18 protein-coding genes are annotated in these 19,372 nt (G+C 33.3%); 17 read left to right on the top strand and 1 reads right to left on the bottom strand.

Translation table 11 applies throughout. The annotated features are described in order from the left end of the window. The first annotated feature begins 23 nt into the window (after nt 1-23). From ACM55K_RS13090 to ACM55K_RS13175, 17 genes are all read left to right on the top strand, one after another. A complete protein-coding gene (locus ACM55K_RS13090) occupies nt 24-761 on the top strand; it encodes an SDR family oxidoreductase (protein WP_416850722.1) in 738 nt (245 codons plus the stop codon). 11 nt (nt 762-772) lie between these two features. Then, nucleotides 773-1,201, top strand: coding sequence for a PaaI family thioesterase (locus ACM55K_RS13095; RefSeq protein ID WP_416850723.1), 429 nt, complete (start codon nt 773-775; stop codon nt 1,199-1,201). Between the two features lie 724 nt (nt 1,202-1,925). Continuing rightward, nucleotides 1,926-3,242, top strand: coding sequence for a TolC family protein (locus ACM55K_RS13105; protein ID WP_416850725.1), 1,317 nt, complete (start codon nt 1,926-1,928; stop codon nt 3,240-3,242). A gap of 13 nt (nt 3,243-3,255) precedes the next feature. Beyond that, nucleotides 3,256-4,323, top strand: a complete 1,068-nt coding sequence (locus ACM55K_RS13110; protein ID WP_416850726.1) for an HlyD family secretion protein — start codon at nt 3,256-3,258, stop codon at nt 4,321-4,323. A gap of 23 nt (nt 4,324-4,346) precedes the next feature. Then, nucleotides 4,347-5,858 (top strand): efflux MFS transporter permease, encoded by a 1,512-nt coding sequence (locus ACM55K_RS13115; RefSeq protein ID WP_416850727.1) that lies wholly within the window; start codon nt 4,347-4,349, stop codon nt 5,856-5,858. A gap of 418 nt (nt 5,859-6,276) precedes the next feature. Beyond that, complete coding sequence (locus ACM55K_RS13120) at nt 6,277-7,068, top strand: alpha/beta hydrolase (protein WP_416850728.1); 792 nt, start codon at nt 6,277-6,279, stop codon at nt 7,066-7,068. A 247-nt stretch (nt 7,069-7,315) separates the two neighbouring features. Beyond that, complete coding sequence (locus ACM55K_RS13125; protein ID WP_416850729.1) at nt 7,316-7,894, top strand: Crp/Fnr family transcriptional regulator; 579 nt, start codon at nt 7,316-7,318, stop codon at nt 7,892-7,894. A gap of 76 nt (nt 7,895-7,970) precedes the next feature. Then, nucleotides 7,971-8,846 (top strand): alpha/beta hydrolase, encoded by an 876-nt coding sequence (locus tag ACM55K_RS13130; RefSeq protein WP_416850730.1) that lies wholly within the window; start codon nt 7,971-7,973, stop codon nt 8,844-8,846. 226 nt (nt 8,847-9,072) lie between these two features. Beyond that, nucleotides 9,073-9,603: a YceI family protein gene (locus ACM55K_RS13135; protein WP_416850731.1), complete on the top strand. Its 531-nt coding sequence runs from the start codon at nt 9,073-9,075 to the stop codon at nt 9,601-9,603. 32 nt (nt 9,604-9,635) lie between these two features. Further along, a complete protein-coding gene (locus ACM55K_RS13140; protein ID WP_416850732.1) occupies nt 9,636-10,325 on the top strand; it encodes a hydrolase in 690 nt (229 codons plus the stop codon). 58 nt (nt 10,326-10,383) lie between these two features. Further along, nucleotides 10,384-12,162 carry an amidohydrolase gene (locus ACM55K_RS13145; protein ID WP_416850733.1) on the top strand — a complete coding sequence of 593 codons (1,779 nt, stop codon included), beginning with the start codon at nt 10,384-10,386 and terminating at the stop codon, nt 12,160-12,162. Between the two features lie 337 nt (nt 12,163-12,499). Next, entirely contained in the window at nt 12,500-13,873 is a 1,374-nt protein-coding gene (locus tag ACM55K_RS13150; protein ID WP_416850734.1) for an alginate export family protein, read from the top strand. Between the two features lie 34 nt (nt 13,874-13,907). Then, nucleotides 13,908-14,222, top strand: coding sequence for a hypothetical protein (locus ACM55K_RS13155; protein ID WP_416850735.1), 315 nt, complete (start codon nt 13,908-13,910; stop codon nt 14,220-14,222). 71 nt (nt 14,223-14,293) lie between these two features. Beyond that, complete coding sequence (locus ACM55K_RS13160; protein WP_416850736.1) at nt 14,294-15,232, top strand: ring-cleaving dioxygenase; 939 nt, start codon at nt 14,294-14,296, stop codon at nt 15,230-15,232. 9 nt (nt 15,233-15,241) lie between these two features. After that, nucleotides 15,242-15,865: an alpha/beta hydrolase gene (locus tag ACM55K_RS13165; protein WP_416850737.1), complete on the top strand. Its 624-nt coding sequence runs from the start codon at nt 15,242-15,244 to the stop codon at nt 15,863-15,865. Between the two features lie 77 nt (nt 15,866-15,942). Further along, nucleotides 15,943-16,302 (top strand): cupin domain-containing protein, encoded by a 360-nt coding sequence (locus tag ACM55K_RS13170; protein WP_416850738.1) that lies wholly within the window; start codon nt 15,943-15,945, stop codon nt 16,300-16,302. Between the two features lie 63 nt (nt 16,303-16,365). Next, nucleotides 16,366-16,896 carry an HD domain-containing protein gene (locus tag ACM55K_RS13175; RefSeq protein WP_416850739.1) on the top strand — a complete coding sequence of 177 codons (531 nt, stop codon included), beginning with the start codon at nt 16,366-16,368 and terminating at the stop codon, nt 16,894-16,896. Between the two features lie 63 nt (nt 16,897-16,959). Here ACM55K_RS13175 and ACM55K_RS13180 read toward each other — a convergent pair whose 3' ends face one another. Continuing rightward, nucleotides 16,960-18,912 carry a sigma 54-interacting transcriptional regulator gene (locus ACM55K_RS13180; RefSeq protein ID WP_416850740.1) on the bottom strand — a complete coding sequence of 651 codons (1,953 nt, stop codon included), beginning with the start codon at nt 18,910-18,912 and terminating at the stop codon, nt 16,960-16,962. Nucleotides 18,913-19,372 lie beyond the last annotated feature (460 nt).

Genomic DNA, 19,372 nt, shown 5'->3' on the forward strand with positions numbered 1-19,372 from the left:
AATAACAATAAAAATTAAACCCAATGAAAACAACAAAAAACACAGTACTTATTACCGGAGGAGGATCGGGAATTGGATTTGAAATGGCCAAATTATTTTCAAAAAATCACAACAAAGTAATTATAACAGGACGTAATGAAGAGCGTCTGAAACAAGCAGTGTCCGAGTTGAACAACACCTCTTACCTAGTTGCTGACATCACTAATGAATCCGATACCAACGTACTAGTTGAAAAAATAAAAGAAGAATATCCGGATCTGAATTTACTAGTAAATAATGCCGGCAGAGCAATCGTGCACAATTTCACAACTGAAAATGATAACGCTTTTGATAAAGCATCTGAAGAAATTGCGACGAATTATCTTTCTGTTATAAGACTAACTGAAAAATTATTACCTGTTTTAAAAAACAAGCCTGAATCCGCAATCGTTAATGTTTCATCGGTAGTATCGTATATACCAAGTTATACATTGCCGACTTATTCCGCAAGTAAGGCCGCATTGCATTCCTACACGCTCTCACTGAGAAATCATTTAAAAGATACTACAATAAAAGTATTTGAAATTATGCCTCCATTAGTAGATACCGCTTTTTCAAAAGAAATTGGAGGGGAAAAAGGAATACCTCCTGAAGTAGTAGCCAATGATCTGCTATATGGATTATATGATAATAAATTTGAAATACACGTAGGCGACACTATTAATCTTTACCAATTATTTCTTTCTTCACCAAACGACGCTTTAGACGTTTTAAATTCGTAATAAATAAAAACATGGATTCTCAAACCTTGAATTTTCTTATTCATCATAAAAATAAGGTGGTTACAAATTCGCCGTCCCCATTCATGGATTGGTTAATGCCAACTGTACTTTTAGCAGAGAAAGGTAAATTAATCTTTCAATACAAAGTGCGCAAGGAAATGACAAATCCTTTTGGCACCCTTCATGGCGGAGTAATCGCGGCCATTATCGATGATGTAATTGGCGCCTCTTTAATTACATTCGGAGAGCCCTTCTTTTACATAACTCTTAATTTGGCTATCGATTATTTAAGCAGTGCAAAAGAAAATGATAGCATTATTGCAGAGACTTCAATTATAAAGAAAGGGAATCTAATTACAAATGCCCAATGTGAAATCTGGAATGCTGATAAATCAAAACTTTTAGCAAAAGGATATACCAGTTTACTTAAAAAAGAATAGTAAAGTTATCAAATATGAAAAAAATAATTTTTTTTGCAGTCATAATTGCTATTATAAGCGCCTTTGTATTATGTTTTATACTCATTATTTTTCTGAACTCGGGGTTCAATGCCTGGCTATTGTCTTATGCTCTTGCCATACCTTTCTTATTACTAATTGCTCCGCAAGTTAAAAAAATGCTAGATAAATATTTCTAATTTATTAAAAAACGTCCAGCCCGAAGGGTATAACATTTCAGTCTATTATTTTACAATCATTTTTAAATAGATTAACTCCTTGCGGATTTAATCTATTTAAAAATAACTAACAAGCATGATACTTTTCTTCCGTGGCAATAACTAAACCTGCTGCAGCAACATAGATCCTTTTCCACCGCATTTTTTAAACAGTGAGCTAACTTCTTTATATTCGTGAATGAGGTTTCTTCGAAAAAAGAATGATTTTATTATTATCACTCTGTTCTCAGACGCAAAAAAATCGCTCCCTTCCAATTTTCAACTTACCTCTATTTTAGCATTAAAATTTACTTTATATCGTTATTTAATTAGGGTTAAATTTTGACATATCGCTATTAACAAATTCAAAAAAATACATAATTAACTGAAAATCAATACATTAAACATTAGGCATGAATTTAGTTTCAATCGATAAAATTACGAATCAATAATTGTTTTAAAACTGACTTAACCATTTTTTCATTGTTCAATATTTTTGCCTTTATAAAATGAAAAATCTATTTACAACGGTATTAATTGCTTTTTTCACTTCAGCACTTTATTCACAGAATCATTCTTCTGCTGAAGTTTTGACCTTGCAAAAAGCTTTTGATCTCGCGGTAAAAAACAGTGTGCAACTTAAAATTGCTTCACAATATACAGAACTCGCACATCAAAAAATCCAAATAAATAAATTATACCAGCTACCAAGTATTTCAACAGGATTAAATTATGGTTATTTGAGTAATTCTGAAGTTTGGAATCCCTCTTTCTCTCAACATGTGACAAGAGAATTACCGCACCAGTTTACAGAATTATCTCTAACTGCTGCTGAAGTGGTTTTTAAAGGAGGTGAAATAAATACCAATATTCAGAAGACAAAATTAGAAGAACAGGTCGCTATTTTAAGTCAGGAAAAGAATGTTCAGGATATAAAATTTCTCGTTGCAGCAAAATACCTTGACATCTTCAGGCTTATAAATTTAAAACAGGTATACCTCAACAATACTAAACTCGCACAACAGCGTCTGAAGAATATTCTAACAATGCAAAAACAAGGTATGCTGACCCAAAATGATGTGCTCCGAACTGAACTTATTATTTCTGATTTAGAGTTAGCCACAAGGAAAACAGACAACTCAATAATCATACTGAATCAACAGCTTAATATGGTGATTGGATTTCCAGATTCAAAACGACTTATGCCCGATAGTACTTTATTAAAATCTATAAAATCAATCGAGGGTATTGATTATTTCAGAGAAAAAAGCTATCAAGAAAATCATGAACTAAAAATTGCCGCAGTCGAGAATACGATAGCTGTAACAAATATAAAGCTACTTGGCACGGATAGGTTTCCCGAAATTAGCCTGTTTGCAAAAAATTACTTGCAGCGGCCTTTTTTAAGTGCCGTTCCTGCCATAGATATTTATACAAACGTGTGGCAGGCGGGTATCAGTATTCGTTACAATATTTCATCTATTTATCAATCTACAACAAAAATAGCAGCAGGAAAAATGCAGTGGGAGCTTTCAAAACAAAAAGAAATTCTAACAACGCAAAATATGGAACTTTCAATAAACAACTATTTTATTAAGTATGAGGAAGCCAAAGATGAATTGGCAACTTTAAAAAAGGATTTAAAATCGGCTGAAGAAAATTACCGCATTGTCGAAAAAAAATATTTTAACCAGCTGGCTTTAGTAACTGACATGACCGATGCAACCAATATTAAATTAGAATCGGAAATAAAAGTAGCAAATGCTGAAATAAATGTAGTATACACTTATTATCAGTTGTTAAAATCAGCAGGTATACTCTTTTAAACCACTAACTATTATGGGTACCATCAATTCTGAAAAAAGGAAATTAAGCAAAAAATTAAGTATTATTATAATTAATATTCTGCTTGTTATTTGCGGTGTATCTGCAATTGTCTGGGGTATTTCTACCTATTTTGATTTAGACAATGATCTCTACACAAACGATGCACAGATAGAAGAATATATCAATCCAGTCAATACTCGAATTCCAGGTTATATTAAAGAAGTTCGGTTCAAAGAACACCAACATGTCAAAAAAGATGATACACTTATCCTGATTGATGACGCCGAATACAAAATACAAATAGAGCAGGCTGAAGCTAATTATCTATCGGCAAAAGCATCGAAAAATGTAACAGCTTCTGCAATAAATACGGTAAAAAGCAATTTAAGTGTTGTCGATGCTACTATTAAAGCTGCGGAGGCCAAAATGTGGAATGCGAAACAAAATTACCATCGATATGAAAACCTCCTAAAAGAGGGAGCGGCAACACAACAGCAATTTGATCAAATTAAATCAGAATACAATTCTTTAGCATCCCAGACTAGAGCATTGATACAACAAAGACAGACCACTATCCTTTCAACCGAGGAAACTTCTAAAAAAGTTTATATCAATGAAGCAGAAATTAAGCGCGCAAATGCCGCTCTTTCAATGGCTAAACTTAACCAGTCCTATACCGTCATTACTGCTCCCTATGATGGTGTCACCGGCAGAAGAACTATTCAGGAAGGACAACTGGTACAAGGGGGACAAACCCTATTGTCTTTTGTACGAAACGACAATAAATGGGTCGTCGCTAATTACAAAGAAACACAAATAGCAAAATTATATATTGGACAAAAAATGAAATTAAAAGTAGACGGTTTGAAGCAAAAGGAAATTTTAGGCAAAATTACTGCAATATCTCAAGCTACCGGGGCAAAATATTCAGCAGTTCCTATAGATAATTCAACTGGCAATTTTATAAAAGTGCAACAACGAATCCCCGTTAAAATTGAATTTATAACTAGTAAAAACACTAAAATAGATGTAGAACAATTGAGAGCGGGAATGAATGTTGAAGTTCGGATTGCTCATTAAAAATATTCTAAAAACTCTTTTATATGGAATTAAATGATTTATTTTATAAATGGGTACCGGTCTATATAAGATTGCCGATGCTATTCTTATTGCTTTTTGTCATTTTAGTGGCCAACGGCGTTTTTTTAGGCAATACCACTGATATGTTCAGTAGTCTAGGGGAGTATCCGGAGCCCTATATACAGGCATCCAACGCACTTTACATTGGAATGGGATTGGGACTAATGTTTGAAATGAGACTCAAACAACGCTTTTCTAATAAAGAGTTACTCCTTTATGGCCTGTCCATGATGCTTCTGATGAATATTATTTGTGCCACAACCGACAACCCTTCCTTGACAGTCTTTGCCTGCCTATTTCTTGGATTTTCAAAAATGGCGGCACTAGTAGAAGTGTATGTAATTTGGTTGTATATCTGGAGTAAAAAACTGGACAGTAGTCGATTTTATCCATTTGTTTATTGTACAGCACTTTGCGGTTTGTTTTTTATAACTTGGTTTACAACCAGACTTGCTTATAACTATAATTGGCGGTATGCCTATATATGGATTTTAGTTCTGATTTTGATTTGCTTATTGGTCTCGCTGGTGTTAGTAGAAAATCATAAATTAAAAAAGAAAATCCCTTTATATCAAGTGGACTGGATCGGATTGCTATTACTCACCAGTAGCCTGATGCTTTATGATTATGCCTTAGTATATGGAAAAGTGGAAAACTGGTTTGACTCCATAAAAATAATTGGCGCTTTGTTTGCAACAGCAATAACACTTTTACTTTTTGTCAAATTAGAATTGTCAATAAAACGTCCGCTTTTTGATTTAAACCTTTTTAAAATCAATAGTTTTCGTCATGGCCTATTTTATTTTTTATTGCTTGGAATATTCGTTCCCTCCACCTTCCAATCAGCCTTTTCTATTAGCATTCTTCATTATGAAATTATCCTAAATACAGCACTAAATCTTTATATGATACCTGGAATTATAGTAGGTTCTGTACTCTGTTATTTTTGGTATTGGAAAAAATACGATGCTGAACTATTAATATTCACAGGCTTTCTTGCCTTTGTTATCTATCATGGCATACTGTATAACAGTTTTTCAGTTGATTTTAACAGTAAGGATTTTATACTTCCTTTATTTATTAAAGGATTTGCCATGGCAACACTTTATATAGCGATCGGTTTGTATGCAACAAGTAAGTTAGGAATTGGTGTTACACTAAGTGCCGGTGGTATGATGATTTTAATTCGATCCTTTTTAGGAAGTGGGACTTTTTCGGCCATTTACAATTATTTGTTATACGCGGAAAGAATTAAACACTTTAGTTTTATCGCCGGTCATACAGAAGCCAATGATTTTCTAATAAAGCAACAGGGAAATACTTTAGATTTTTATAAAAATCTTCAGGGACAAGCTCTTTTATCGGCATCAAAAGAAATCTCTGGCTATATTATTATAACCGGTATTCTATTATTGATTTTTATATTAACAACCTATATACATCAAAAAGTTAAAAATAAGATTACTACGTATTAATGTTATCGCTGCAGTTCTTTTTTCATAATTCTTTTCGCTTTATATCGTACTCCACTTTTTCAAAACCTCGATATTTCGCTAAAAAATAAATTTACAAAATACACTAACTTATTGACAATCAACACATTGACTATTAGGTGTAATTCTTGTTTCCTTTAATCCAGTATCTAAAATGATATTCAAAATCAACAATAGAAAATAATATAAAGTATTTAAATAACCTATTTCATTTACTCACTAGCTAAAATATTTTTTTTTGACTAAGAACACAATGTCAATTTCAATCTCAAATAAGGCTCCACTATAATCTTATGGAAATCAAAAAATAATTTGTGACTTCAAAATCTACAAATAGTAAAAAGGATAATTGGACACCATTAAAAAGTAATTATTAACTAATCTATTAAAATCAGAAAAAATGAAAAATCAATTAAATTTAAGAAAAAGTAAAGGCCTAATAAAATTAACCTTTGTTGCCTTTTTATTGCTATTTATGGTGACCAACACCGCCTTTTCACAAAAACAAGTGAAAAATATAGTATTAGTCCATGGCGCATTTGCAGATGGTTCCGGATGGGAGGGTGTATACAATATACTGAAAAACAAAGGGTACAATGTAAGTGTAGTTGCTAATCCAAATACATCACTTGCTGATGATGTTACTGCGACTAACCGTGTGTTGGACCGTATTGATGGTCCAGTAATACTTGTTGGACATTCTTATGGCGGGGCTATAATTACAGAAGCCGGAACTTCAGAAAAAGTAGTCGGACTAGTATATATTTCAGCTTTTGTCCCCGATTCCGGAGAGTCATTATTAAAATTACTGCAATCAGGTCCCCCTTCTCCTAATTCAGGCATACTTCCTCCGTCAAAAGATGGTTTTGTGTGGTACGACAAAGCGAAATATCATTCTGGTTTTTGCGCCGATTTAAGTAAAGAAAAAGCTGATTTTATGGCTGATTCCCAAGTTCCGGTTTCAGCATCTGTTTTTGGAAGTACAATCACAAATGCCGCATGGAAAACTAAACCAAGCTGGTATGTTGTTGCAACCGAAGACCAAACTATCCCTGCAGACGCAGAACGTTTTATGGCAAAAAGAGCCAATGCAAAAGTAACCGAAATTAAGGGGAGTCATGTTGTATTTATTTCCCAACCAAAAGCAGTAGCCGATGTCATTGTATCTGCTGCAAACGGTTCATTAAAATAAAATGCTAAAAACATAAACTGCTGAAAGGATTTTTTTTAATGCAATAAAAATCCTGAAACGAGATATAGAGTCTACCCCAGATTATCCTAATTATATGGGGTATTCTTTTTCAAAATTTACAGTGAAATTAATTTAAAAAAGTTCTGACCGACACCAATCGTAAAAATTTGGATAAATATCAATCTTTTTTTTCTTTAATCTAAACAACTTTTCAGCAGTTTTTACAGCAACCATTAATTTGTAAATTATGGACCATTTAGAAACTTTTTTTTCTTCTATTGCAAATATTGATGAAGATAATTTTACACTCTCTGTACCGATGTGGCAAGAGAAAAAGTATAGAAAAGGCGAGTTTTATAATGAATACCGTAATGTCTGTAAATACTTAGGTGTAATTAAGAAGGGTGTTTTCAGGACGTATTATGTTGATGATAAAACCGGAGAAGAAAAAAATATCTTTTTCTATTCTAACAATCAATTTGTGGTGGCCTATAAAAGTTTTATATCGCAAACACCCTGCAATTACTTTACTCAGGCGATGACCGACGCCACTATTTATTACATCCATATAGAGCAATTAAATAAATTGTACAGCCAATCGCATCAATGGGAACATTTGGGCAGAATAATTGCTGAAAGGGCTTTTAGCGTGGGTAACGACAGAATGGAAAGTTTTCTTTTCAGAACAGCGGAAGAACGATATTTAGATTTAATAGAACAACATCCGGATATTTTTAACGCCATCCCTCTCTACCATATCGCTTCCTATTTGGGAATTCAAGGGCCTTCATTAAGCCGAATCCGCAAAAGAATGACCCATCAATAACGATTTTAACTCAGGTTAAAATTATTGAGGTTTACAATTTTGAACTTTGTCCTGTCAAATTAAACAACAATTAAAAATGAAAACTAAATCAATTTTTTTTAAAATAGTAGCAAGTATTGTTATACTATTTTTTAACCTGAGTATGTTCTCACAAACTCAGAAATCGAACTCAGAAATGAAAACCAAAACGGTAGTATTCATTACTGGAGCATTTGTTGGCAGCAACTGTTGGGATGAATGGAAAACGTATTTTGAAAGCAAAGGATATAAGGTAATCATTCCTGACTATCCTTATAAAGATGCAGATCCTGCCACTTTGCGTAACAGAAAACCAAACTCAGAATTAGCGGGTTTAACACTAGAACAATTAACTGCCTATTATGAGAAAATTATACGTGAACAACCAGAAAAACCTATTCTGATTGGTCATTCACTGGGGGGACTGCTTACTCAAATACTAGTACACAAAAATATAGCTGCAGCAGGAATTGCAATTCATTCAGCTCCCCCAAAAGGAATATTGCTGGCAAAATGGTCGTCAATTAAATCCATCTGGAGTGCACTTTCATTATTTAAATCTCCAAAAAAGACTTATATGATGTCTTTCAAAGATTGGCAATATGCTTTTACAAATGGAATGACTGAACTGGAACAGAAAACTGCTTACGAAAAATATGCAACTCCAGAATCTGTCCGATTAATAAGAGGTGGTTTAACAAATGCCGCAAAAGTCGATTTTAAAAAACACCACGATCCCTTACTGATTGTATCCGGAGACAAAGATCACTTTTTCCCACCATCAATCAATTATAAAAACTATAAAAAGTATAAAAAGAATTCTAATTCGATAACTGATTATAAAGAATTCAAAGGCCGTAATCACTATGTTTTAGGTTTGCCAACATGGAAAGAAAATGCCGATTATATTTTAAACTGGATGAGTAACTATTAATCCATGCAATTCTAAAAAGGCTTTTCTAGGCAACGCTTTTTAGAAAACTATAGGAAATACAATTTTGCACAAAACTAATTCGAGGGAAATTAAATTATTATTAATCACTATATTTTTTTCTTGTTCTAGTTCAATGCGGAGCATTTAATTCAGCTGCAACTTTGCACTATAAATTAAATGAAGCCAATAAGAAGCTTTAAACATTAATAAATTAAAAGAATAAATTATGTCAACAACAAAATGGGTAATCGACCCAACACATTCAGAAATCGGATTTAAAGTAAAACACATGATGTTTACTAATGTATCTGGAAAATTTCAAACCTTTGACGCCGCTATCGAAACTAATGATGATCATTTCGAAAACGCTAAAATTGATTTCAATGGCGACATTGATTCAATAACTACAGGAAATGCAGATAGAGATGCTCATTTATTAAGTCCAGATTTTTTTGATGCCGCTCAATTTCCTAAAATCAACTTTACAGCTACTTCTTTAAAAAAAATAAACGAAGGAGAATTTGAGCTAATTGGAGATTTAACACTTCATGGTGTTACAAAATCAGTAAAATTAGCGGTAGAATTTAGTGGATTAATGAAAGATCCATGGGGAAATATAAAAGCAGCTTTTACTATCAACGGTAAAATCAATCGTAAAGATTGGGATTTAAACTGGAACTCAGCTTTGGAAACTGGAGGTGTTTTAGTCAGTGAAGAAGTTCGTCTCAACATCGAATTACAATTTATTAAACAATAATTAGAACAAGAATTTTCAATTACACAAGTATCATGAAAAAAGTAATTTTAACAGCAGTTTTAGCATTAGGATCAATTGCAGCATTTGCTCAAAAACCAAGTCCTAGCCTATTGAACCCAACCAATCATACCTTAGTGTTGATTGATTATGAAAGCCAAATGGCATTTCCAGTAACAAGTATCAGTGTTGATCAACTCAGAAACAACGCTGCGCTTGTAGCCGGTGCATCAAAAATCTTTAATGTCCCAACCGTAGTAACTACAGTAGCAGAAGAATCATTTAGTGGCCCTGTTTTTCCTGAAGTACAGGAGTTCTATCCTAAAGCAACTTCAAACTACATAGACCGTACAACTATGAACAGTTGGGAAGATGTTAATGCCTATAAAGCTATTGTAGGTAAAGGCAAAAAAACATTGGTAATGGGTGGTTTATGGACAAGTGTTTGTATCGTCGGACCTGTATTATCAGCAATTAATGATGGTTATACCGTATACGTAATTACTGATGCCAGTGGAGATGTTTCAAAAGAAGCTCACGAAATGGCAGTCAACAGAATGGTTCAGGCAGGTGCTCATCCGATCACTTCATTACAATATTTATTGGAATTGCAACGTGATTGGGCAAGAGGTGCAACTTATAAAGCAGTTACTGATCTAGTAGTTAAATACGGTGGAGCATATGGTATTGGAGTGCAATATTCCCGTGCAGTAATAAAACACTAAAATAATTATAAAAAGCGGGTATTGAAAAATGCCCGCTTTTTTAAACAAATTTTGTATCATGAAAAAAAGCACATTCAATATTCTATTGCTCATTTCACTTTTTTCAGTGAGTCTTTCTGCTCAAAAAAAAGCAACGCTGATAATCACCAATGCCAAGGTGATTACATTAAACGATGCTACACCACAAGCAGAAGCGATAGCAATAAATGGCGATAAAATTGTAGCTGTAGGAACTACTGCTCAGGTATTACAATACAAAACAGCCAAGTCAACCGTTATTGATGCTAAAGGGAAAACAGTAATTCCAGGATTATATGATTCTCACTTACACGTTATTCGTGGCGGAAGATTTTACAATACAGAATTGCGTTGGGATGGCGTTAAGACCTTGAGCCGTGCTTTACAAATGCTCAAAGAACAAGCGCAACGCACTCCGGAAGGACAATGGGTTCGTGTCGTGGGTGGGTGGACCGAATATCAGTTTGCAGAAAAAAGAGGACCAACACTAGAAGAGATTAATGATGCTACTGGAAATACACCCGCTTTTATTTTACATCTGTACGGAGAAGCTTATCTGAATAAAGCCGGAATAAAAAAATTAGGAATTACGGAAGAAACTCCAAATCCAAACGGTGGATTGATCCAAAAAGACCAATATGGCCAACCAACTGGATTACTGGTAGCAGAGCCGAATGCCTTCATCCTTTATTCCACTTTGGCAAAACTGCCTGAACTTTCGACTTCAGAAAAAATCAATTCAACGAAACTATTCATGACCGAACTGAATTCGTTAGGAGTAACAAGTGTTATGGATGCTGGTGGTGGCTTTCAAAATTTTCCGGATGACTATGCTATTACCGATTCACTTTCAAAATTAAAACAACTTACCATTCGACTGCCGTATTATCTATTTGCACAAAAGCCCGGTAAGGAACTGGAAGATTATCAAAGATGGATTGGCATGGTTGATATTGAAGCTCAAGATCATGATGACAGACCCACTGAATATTATGTTCAGGGTGGTGGTGAAAATCTAGTCGCAGCTGCCGGAGATTTTGAAAACTTTACCAAACCGCGTCCAGAATTAGTTGCGAGTATGGAAACACAATTGAAAGCCGTAATCGGAACATTAGTGAAAAATCATTGGCCATTTCGTTTGCATGCAACCTATAATGAAAGTATTTCTCGCTTTTTAAATGTTATTGAAGAGGTCAATAAAGAAACACCACTTAACGGATTGGCTTGGTTTTTTGATCACGCAGAAACCGTTTCTGATGAAAATTTAGTACGAATTAAAGCGCTGGGTGGTGGAATTGCAATTCAACACCGGATGGCATACCAAGCTGAAACATTTATTTCACGTTACGGAAAAAAAGCAGCTTTAAACGCGCCACCTATCCGTAAAATGATAGATATGGGATTAAAAATTGGTGGAGGAACTGATGGAACCCGGGTTGCCAGTTTTAATCCTTGGATTGGACTGTATTGGCTGGTAACGGGTAAATCTGTAGGTGGAATTGAATTTGCCGACAAAAAAAATCAACTGGATCGTATTAAAGCATTGAAAATTTATACGCAAGGGAGTGCTTCGTTAATCAATCAAGATAAAGATAGAGGAACTATAAAATCAGGCTATTTGGCCGATTTGGTAATTCTTTCAGAGGACTATTTGACCATTGATGCGGAAAAAATAAAAGACATCAAATCAAATTTAACCATTCTGGATGGAAAAGCAGTTTATGGAAACGGTGATTTCTTAAAATTTGTTCCGGTAGTACCTAGGGCTATTCCCGAGTGGAGCCCCATCAATTTTTATGGCGGATACCAGACAAAATAATCATTAAAAAATACATTCAGATCCGGGAACTGTTTAAAATAGGGAACCAATATAATTTTCGCAGTGCCATTTCATTAGCATTGTTATAGTGCATGGCTAAAAAAACGGAATTAGTATTGCTCAAGCGGAACTTGTACCATTCCGCTTGGGATTCCCGATTTGATTAAGCAGATTTTTGTAAAAAAGTGATGCTTAGTATCCTTTGCAAACTTGCGTTAACTGGATATTTTGTCGTACTGGAAGAGATATTCATTTCCTGTTTAGATAATTGTTGATTGCTGACGTAAGCATTCAATTATTAATCGGACTTATCCTTTAAAAAATAAAAATAGTTACGATGAAAAAACTGCTAACGATAATTTGCTTTATAGGATTCAATGCCGTTTTTTTTGCTCAAAACAATGCAGCTATAAAATCATTTCGCTACGATGATAATTTTACTTACTTGAAAAATGATACCTCAAAAAATTGGTATACTCAAATGAAATTTATACCATTAAATGCAAGTAAAGAAAATTACATTTCAGCAGGTGGAGAAGTACGGTACCAATATTTTTATTATAAAAATGAACGATGGGGAGATATTCCCAATGATAAAGATGGTTATATATTAACCCGTTTTTTGTTGCATATAGATATTCATGCTTCCAAATCTTTTAGGGCTTTTTTTCAATTGCAAAGTAGTAACGCAAACGGAAGAATTAATCCAAATTTAATCGAAAACAATCCCCTGGATTATCACCAGGCCTTTTTTGATATCAATATTTCAAATAAAAATGAATCAAAATTAATTTTTCGTGGCGGTCGCCAAGAAATGTCATACGGTTCACAGCGATTAGTAAGTGTGCGAGAATTACCAAATAGCAGACTTTCTTTTGATGGCTTGAAGTTAATCTTCAATACAACAAATCTTAATACCGATCTTTTTTATTCGCATCCAGTTGTTAACAGCATTGGAATTTTTGATAATCATTTTAATAAAGACAGCAAATTTTGGGGGAGCTATACTGTGCTAAACAGCGTTCCTTTTTTGAATAATATAGATTTTTATTATTTAGGCTTGTGGAAACGTAATTCCATTTTTGATGACGGTGCCGGAAAAGAAACACGTCATTCCTTAGGGACAAGAGTTTGGAAAAATAGCGGAAACTGGCATTATGATTTTGAAGGGGTGTATCAATTTGGAAATCTGGAAAATCAAACAATAAGGGGTTGGACCATTTCATCAAACACAACCTATCAGTTTAAAAAAAATAAATATGTTCCAACCGTAGGTTTAAAAAGCGAATACATCTCAGGTGATAAAAATTATGAGGATGAACGTATAGAAACTTTCAATCCGCTTTATCCGCGAGGTGCCTATTTTGGTATAGTGGGATTAATTGGGCCTTCTAATTTAATTGATATTCATCCTTCCATTAATTTGGAATTCAGCTCAAAATTAAATTTTGCGTTAGACTATGATATTTTCTGGAGAGCCAGCATAAACGATGGCATTTATAATCCAAATCAACGATTAATTTATTCCGGGAAAAACAGTTTTAAAAAGTTTATCGGAACACAACTGAGTAACGAAATAATTTATCAAACATCAAATCAATTCGCTTTTAAATGTGGTGCTACTTGGTTTAATTCTGGTTCATTTATAAAAGATTCAGGGGCAGGAAAAGACATTTTTTTTGGCAGTACAACAATCCAATATAAATTTTAAAACATACTAATTAGTAACATCAAAATTGATAGTAATGACTAAAATAAATATTCTTTATATAAGCCCCAATAAATATAATTCAATTGAAGTACTTGAATTAATAAACGCAAATGAAAGTTGGTATGGATTTGTAGTTAATAATGAGGAAGAGGCAGTACTATTATTTTCAGAATACAATATATCAATGATTCTTTTTGGTTGTAATGTTAATAAAAAAAAACAAAATAAATTGTGTCATTATTTTAAAGAAATAAATCCAACTATAATTATTTTAGACCCTTATGGTGGTGGCACAGGATTATTATCACACGAAATTATTTCTGCTTTCAATAAGGAAGAAAGTATCTAATTTTTTCCTATTTCAGTATAATGTACACGATTTTTTGCAAACTAATTTTATACTAATAAATAAAATACACTATGGAAAATAAAATATTAGGCATTCATCATATTACGGCAATTGCTGGAGATGCCAAGCGTAATTTTAATTTTTATTCAAAAATTTTAGGACTGCGATTCATAAAAAAAACAGTCAACTTTGATGATCCGGGAACCTATCATTTTTATTTTGGGGATGAAATAGGAAGTGCAGGAACAATCTTGACTTTTTTCCCATGGGGAGAAGGAATTCAGCAAGGCAGAAAAGGTTCTGGAATGGCGACTGAAATTGGCTATTCTGTTCCAGCAGGAAGTTTAGATTTTTGGATAAACCGCTTTGAAGAACACAATGTGATTTATAACAAAACTGCTATGAAATTTGGAGAAAAACACCTGACCTTTTTAGATCCAGACGGATTGAAATTGGAATTGATAGAATCCAAAACAGCTGATGATCGAAAAGCTTGGGAAACGGAAGACATAAAAAAAGCGGTAGCTACAAAAGGTTTTCACAACATTACTTTAACATTGAATGATATTAAAGCTACAGCAATTATTCTCACTGAAGTATTTGGATACAAATTAATCGATCAGGAAGTTAATCGGTACCGCTATGCAACAAATGAAGTGGATAATGCAGCCATAGTGGATTTAGTGCAATTACCGGATGAAAAACGAGGTCATGTAGCCAACGGATCTGTACATCATGTAGCTTTCAGAGTTAAAAATGATGAAATTCTCATGCATTTCCGTAAAATAATTGATGCGTTGGGATTAGGCATAACACCACAAATTGACCGTCAATATTTTCATTCACTCTATTTTCGGGAACCAGGAGGAGTTCTTTTTGAAATCGCTACTGAAAATCCTGGATTTACAGTTGATGAAAAGGTCGAAAATTTAGGTAAAGAATTAAAATTACCGCCACAATATGAAACACGTCGCGAAGAAATTGAATCTAATTTAGTACTAATAAATTAAGTGAAAAACATGGACTTTCAACCACTACAGTATATTTTTATAGGCACAGGAAATCCTAGTGCTAACACACTGCTACTTTTGCATGGAACAGGTGGTAATGAACATGACCTATTGCCATTAGCTAAAGATTTTGGTGCTGGTTTAAATATTTTAAGTCTACGGGGTAATGTGTTGGAAAATGGGATGCCTCGATTTTTTAAAAGATTAGGGATGGGTGTTTTTGATGAACGAGATTTAGAATTTCGAACAGAAGAAATGATTTACTTTGTAAAAGCCCTCGCTACTAAAGAAAGCTTTGATTCGACAAAAATTATCGCATTGGGTTATTCTAACGGAGCAAATATTGCCGGAGCCACTTTAATTCTTCATCCTGATTTTTTTGCCGGCGCTATACTATATCGCCCCATGCAACCTTTTAGGTATATTCCAAATTTTAAAAGCAAAAAGAACATCCCGTTATTTTTGTCCACGGGAAAAAATGATCCCATGGTGAGTATTGGTGAAACAAACGAGTATCTCAAAATATTAAAAAACGGGAACTTTACTATTTCTCATCATGAAATAAATACCAGTCATAACTTGAACCAGGAAGATATAGACCTTTCTATTGCATGGTTTAAAAATAATTTTTAACACTTAGTAAATTACCTTTGGAATTAAGCTTCTCATACCTAGATCTTTTAATTTCTAAAAATGTTAAATAGACGAAAATGGAACAGTATACGATAACAAGGCTATTCTCCGATGATGCTGGAGAAAGTCACTTTGAAGATATTAAAATTCCTCTGAAAGAAAGTGGCGAAATAGGCTTTTTATCAGAAATCCAGGAAGCAAAAGGTATTGTTTTTAGAAAAGTAAAAGAGCACTATGATTATGATTTTCATCGGGCCCCAGCACGACAATATATTATATTACAAGATGGGACTATTGAAATTGAAACCTCTTTAGGAGAAAAGAGAATTTTTGAATCTGGAAACGTTTTATTGGTGGAAGACACTTTTGGTAAAGGTCATCGAACCCTAAATCTGACAAGAGCCATTAGATCTTCTATTTTTGTTACTCTAAAATGAAACCAATTTTTAGTATCTTTGAAAGTAACAAACCGACACTTGGTTAACTTAAACTTTTGTGTAATGGAGTATTCAAATCAAATCATTGAAGACTTATTTCAAAAATTTAAACCAATCCTAGGTGAGGATTGCAATCGATACAAAAACCACGTATATCGTGTGTTTTTGAATTGTCTTTTAATGGATTCCAATGAAAACAACATAGAAAAATATGCTATCGCAGGTGTATTCCACGATATTGGAATTTGGACTGCTCATACTATTGACTACCTATATCCTTCCATTGAGCAGGCTAAACTCTACTTGACAGAATCTGGAAAACAGGAATGGATTGAGGAAATCACACTAATGATTTATTGGCATCACAGAACGAGTCAATATCAAGGAAAGCACAAAACAACTGTTGAATATTTTAGGAAAGCCGATTGGATGGATGTGTCTTTAGGATTAATAAATTTTGGTTTTGACCGTCAAAAAATTAAAGCATTCAGAAAAAAATTACCCAATCTGGGTTTTCATCTTTTTCTTCTAAATAGAATTTTTAAAAATTTCTTCAAACATCCTTTCAACCCACTTCCCATGTTTAAAAATTAACGGTTTCATATTCAATTCTCAATTTCAAAATTGATTATTCTTTAAAATAATAGCAAACCTATTTTATCCGAAATCGTTATTTTTTATACCCAATTTTTTGATTTTAGAATTCAATGTAGAAGCAGGAATATTTAAAATTTCTGCAGCCCCCCCCAAACCTGAAACTTTTCCTTTACACTTTTTCAAAATGTAGGTAATATAATCGCGTTCATTATCATGAATTGTCTTTATCGAATATTCCTGTTGTATTTCACCCAGCTGATTTTTATTCGAAAAAGGAAGGTGAATTTCTTTAATAATATTGCTTTCACTCATCAAGATACTACGTTCTATAACATGTTCCAACTCCCTAATATTACCCGGCCAGTCATAGGATAACATTTCTTGAAGTGCCTCTTCAGCAAGAACAGGAGGTTTAATTCCAATTTTTTTACTAAATAAATTAATAAAATGAGCAACCAAAGCAGGAATATCTTCTTTCCGTTCTCTTAAAGAAGGTACATTGATCGGAAAAACATAAAGTCTGTAGTATAAGTCCAGTCGAAATCGTCCTGCAGCCAATTCTTCTTCAAGATTTCGGTTGGTTGCAGCAATAATTCGGACATCAATATTTATTGACGAACGTCCTCCTACCCTTTCTATTTCCTTTTCTTGTAATACCCGTAATAATTTCACCTGAAGATCAATGGGCATTTCACCAATTTCATCTAAAAAAATAGTTCCCCCATCCGCCATTTCAAATTTTCCGATGCGCCTGTCCAGTGCTCCCGTAAATGCACCTTTCTCATGTCCAAAAAGCAGTGATTCTGCTAGGTTATCAGGGATAGCTCCACAATTAATAATAACCAAAGGTTTGTCCCTTCTAGAAGAAAGATTGTGGATCCCTTGTACTACTTTTTCTTTTCCGGTTCCGCTTTCTCCCAAAATCAGCACTGAAGTTTCAAAAGGAGCTACTTTCTTTATACAATCAAAAACGGTGATCATCTTTTTGCTGTTTCCAATCATTGATTCAAAACCTTGAAGCGAATTTCCTGAAATATTTAAAATTTCCTTGCTATCATTGAATGTCTTTTTCCGGGCAATATGCATATTATTCACAAACTTTGTTAATATATTCTCAAGTTTGGTCAGCAGCATAAGATGTTCTCTTGTGTATGTTTCAAAATGTCTGCTGTAAAATAAAAAATTAAAAACAGTACCTTCAATATTCAAAGGAATAACTACGAAAGATTTAATTCCGAAAGTATGAACAATCAATCTTTTAATAGCTGAATTTTGGCACATTTTTATAAACGAATCACCTTCATAAATTTGAGCTATATCATGTTTCAGAGATTTGGATTGCATATCAATCAATTCTTCTTTTTTTATAGCGGTTATTTTTGAAAATCTCTCTATATTAATTATTTCATAACTATCAAAATTTCTTCGAAGCAGTCCAATCGTATTATATTCCTCATTAACAAATCCACCTTCCATATAATCAAACGGAATGTAGGTTTGTAATACCGTTCCTAATTGCAATAAAGCCTGCTCCCATTTTACCGAAGAATACATGATTTCATCAATGCTTTTTTGCAAAATACTTTCTTGCAACAACTGTGTTTCTGCACTATGCTTATGCCGATAACAAGCAATTTCTAAAGTAATTAAAATGTCTTGTTCACGAAATGGTTTTACAATAAAACCGTAGGGTTGCGTTTTTTTGGCATCATCCAATATCGTTTTACTGGAATTAGCAGACAGAAATATAAAACCAATATGTTTTTCTTTCAGTTTTTTTGCTAAATCAATACCTGTTTCATTCCCTTTAAGAAAAATATCCACAAAAACTAAATCGGGTATGTCATTCGCTATAAATTCAAGCGCTTGCAACACAGAACGTACGATCCCCATAACTTCATAACCTGCTTTTTCAAGAATTAACTGCAAATCATGAGCTTCAATAAATTGATCTTCCACAATCAATATTTTCATTTTCAATGATTTTTTATCATCATTAGCATCCCTTGCCATAAAATTATTTTTTATTGTACATTAAAAAACCAAACCATAAAGGCTATTTCTCGTTGCTTAATTGATAAAATTGCAATTCAAAATATCACTCTGAATTACTACTATAAAATTAGTTAATATTTATGTATTAAAAAACAAAGTGTTCTTTTTAAATAAATGAAATTGGCAGTATCTCAATCCTAACAATAACTACTAATTCACATAAATATTTAAAATTTATTTGCCTATTTTTATTTCTATATTTGTAAATAGCTAACGTTCGCACCAATAAAATAAAGTAAAACATGAAAGTCTTATTCGTTTTTAGTTTTGTTTTAACTATCACACTCCAGGGTTTTGGGCAAATCAAATCTTCAGAAAATAATTATGATATTAAAAAAGTCAGATTATTAATTAAGGCCACAGGAGTCTATTTACATGCTGTAAATCAAGGGGCAATAGACATGGATAGTGCTATGGT

The organism is Flavobacterium arabinosi, from assembly GCF_048158725.1.
Lineage (GTDB): Bacteria > Bacteroidota > Bacteroidia > Flavobacteriales > Flavobacteriaceae > Flavobacterium > Flavobacterium arabinosi.

Excerpts from the sequence above, each read along its gene's own strand:
- ACM55K_RS13090 (WP_416850722.1), top strand. The coding sequence starts at position 24 with ATGAAAACAACAAAAAACACAGTACTTATTACCGGAGGAGGATCGGGA.
- ACM55K_RS13095 (WP_416850723.1), top strand. The coding sequence starts at position 773 with ATGGATTCTCAAACCTTGAATTTTCTTATTCATCATAAAAATAAGGTG.
- ACM55K_RS13105 (WP_416850725.1), top strand. The coding sequence starts at position 1,926 with ATGAAAAATCTATTTACAACGGTATTAATTGCTTTTTTCACTTCAGCA.
- ACM55K_RS13110 (WP_416850726.1), top strand. The coding sequence starts at position 3,256 with ATGGGTACCATCAATTCTGAAAAAAGGAAATTAAGCAAAAAATTAAGT.
- ACM55K_RS13115 (WP_416850727.1), top strand. The coding sequence starts at position 4,347 with ATGGAATTAAATGATTTATTTTATAAATGGGTACCGGTCTATATAAGA.
- ACM55K_RS13120 (WP_416850728.1), top strand. The coding sequence starts at position 6,277 with ATGAAAAATCAATTAAATTTAAGAAAAAGTAAAGGCCTAATAAAATTA.
- ACM55K_RS13125 (WP_416850729.1), top strand. The coding sequence starts at position 7,316 with ATGGACCATTTAGAAACTTTTTTTTCTTCTATTGCAAATATTGATGAA.
- ACM55K_RS13130 (WP_416850730.1), top strand. The coding sequence starts at position 7,971 with ATGAAAACTAAATCAATTTTTTTTAAAATAGTAGCAAGTATTGTTATA.
- ACM55K_RS13135 (WP_416850731.1), top strand. The coding sequence starts at position 9,073 with ATGTCAACAACAAAATGGGTAATCGACCCAACACATTCAGAAATCGGA.
- ACM55K_RS13140 (WP_416850732.1), top strand. The coding sequence starts at position 9,636 with ATGAAAAAAGTAATTTTAACAGCAGTTTTAGCATTAGGATCAATTGCA.
- ACM55K_RS13145 (WP_416850733.1), top strand. The coding sequence starts at position 10,384 with ATGAAAAAAAGCACATTCAATATTCTATTGCTCATTTCACTTTTTTCA.
- ACM55K_RS13150 (WP_416850734.1), top strand. The coding sequence starts at position 12,500 with ATGAAAAAACTGCTAACGATAATTTGCTTTATAGGATTCAATGCCGTT.
- ACM55K_RS13155 (WP_416850735.1), top strand. The coding sequence starts at position 13,908 with ATGACTAAAATAAATATTCTTTATATAAGCCCCAATAAATATAATTCA.
- ACM55K_RS13160 (WP_416850736.1), top strand. The coding sequence starts at position 14,294 with ATGGAAAATAAAATATTAGGCATTCATCATATTACGGCAATTGCTGGA.
- ACM55K_RS13165 (WP_416850737.1), top strand. The coding sequence starts at position 15,242 with ATGGACTTTCAACCACTACAGTATATTTTTATAGGCACAGGAAATCCT.
- ACM55K_RS13170 (WP_416850738.1), top strand. The coding sequence starts at position 15,943 with ATGGAACAGTATACGATAACAAGGCTATTCTCCGATGATGCTGGAGAA.
- ACM55K_RS13175 (WP_416850739.1), top strand. The coding sequence starts at position 16,366 with ATGGAGTATTCAAATCAAATCATTGAAGACTTATTTCAAAAATTTAAA.
- ACM55K_RS13180 (WP_416850740.1), bottom strand. The coding sequence starts at position 18,912 with ATGGCAAGGGATGCTAATGATGATAAAAAATCATTGAAAATGAAAATA.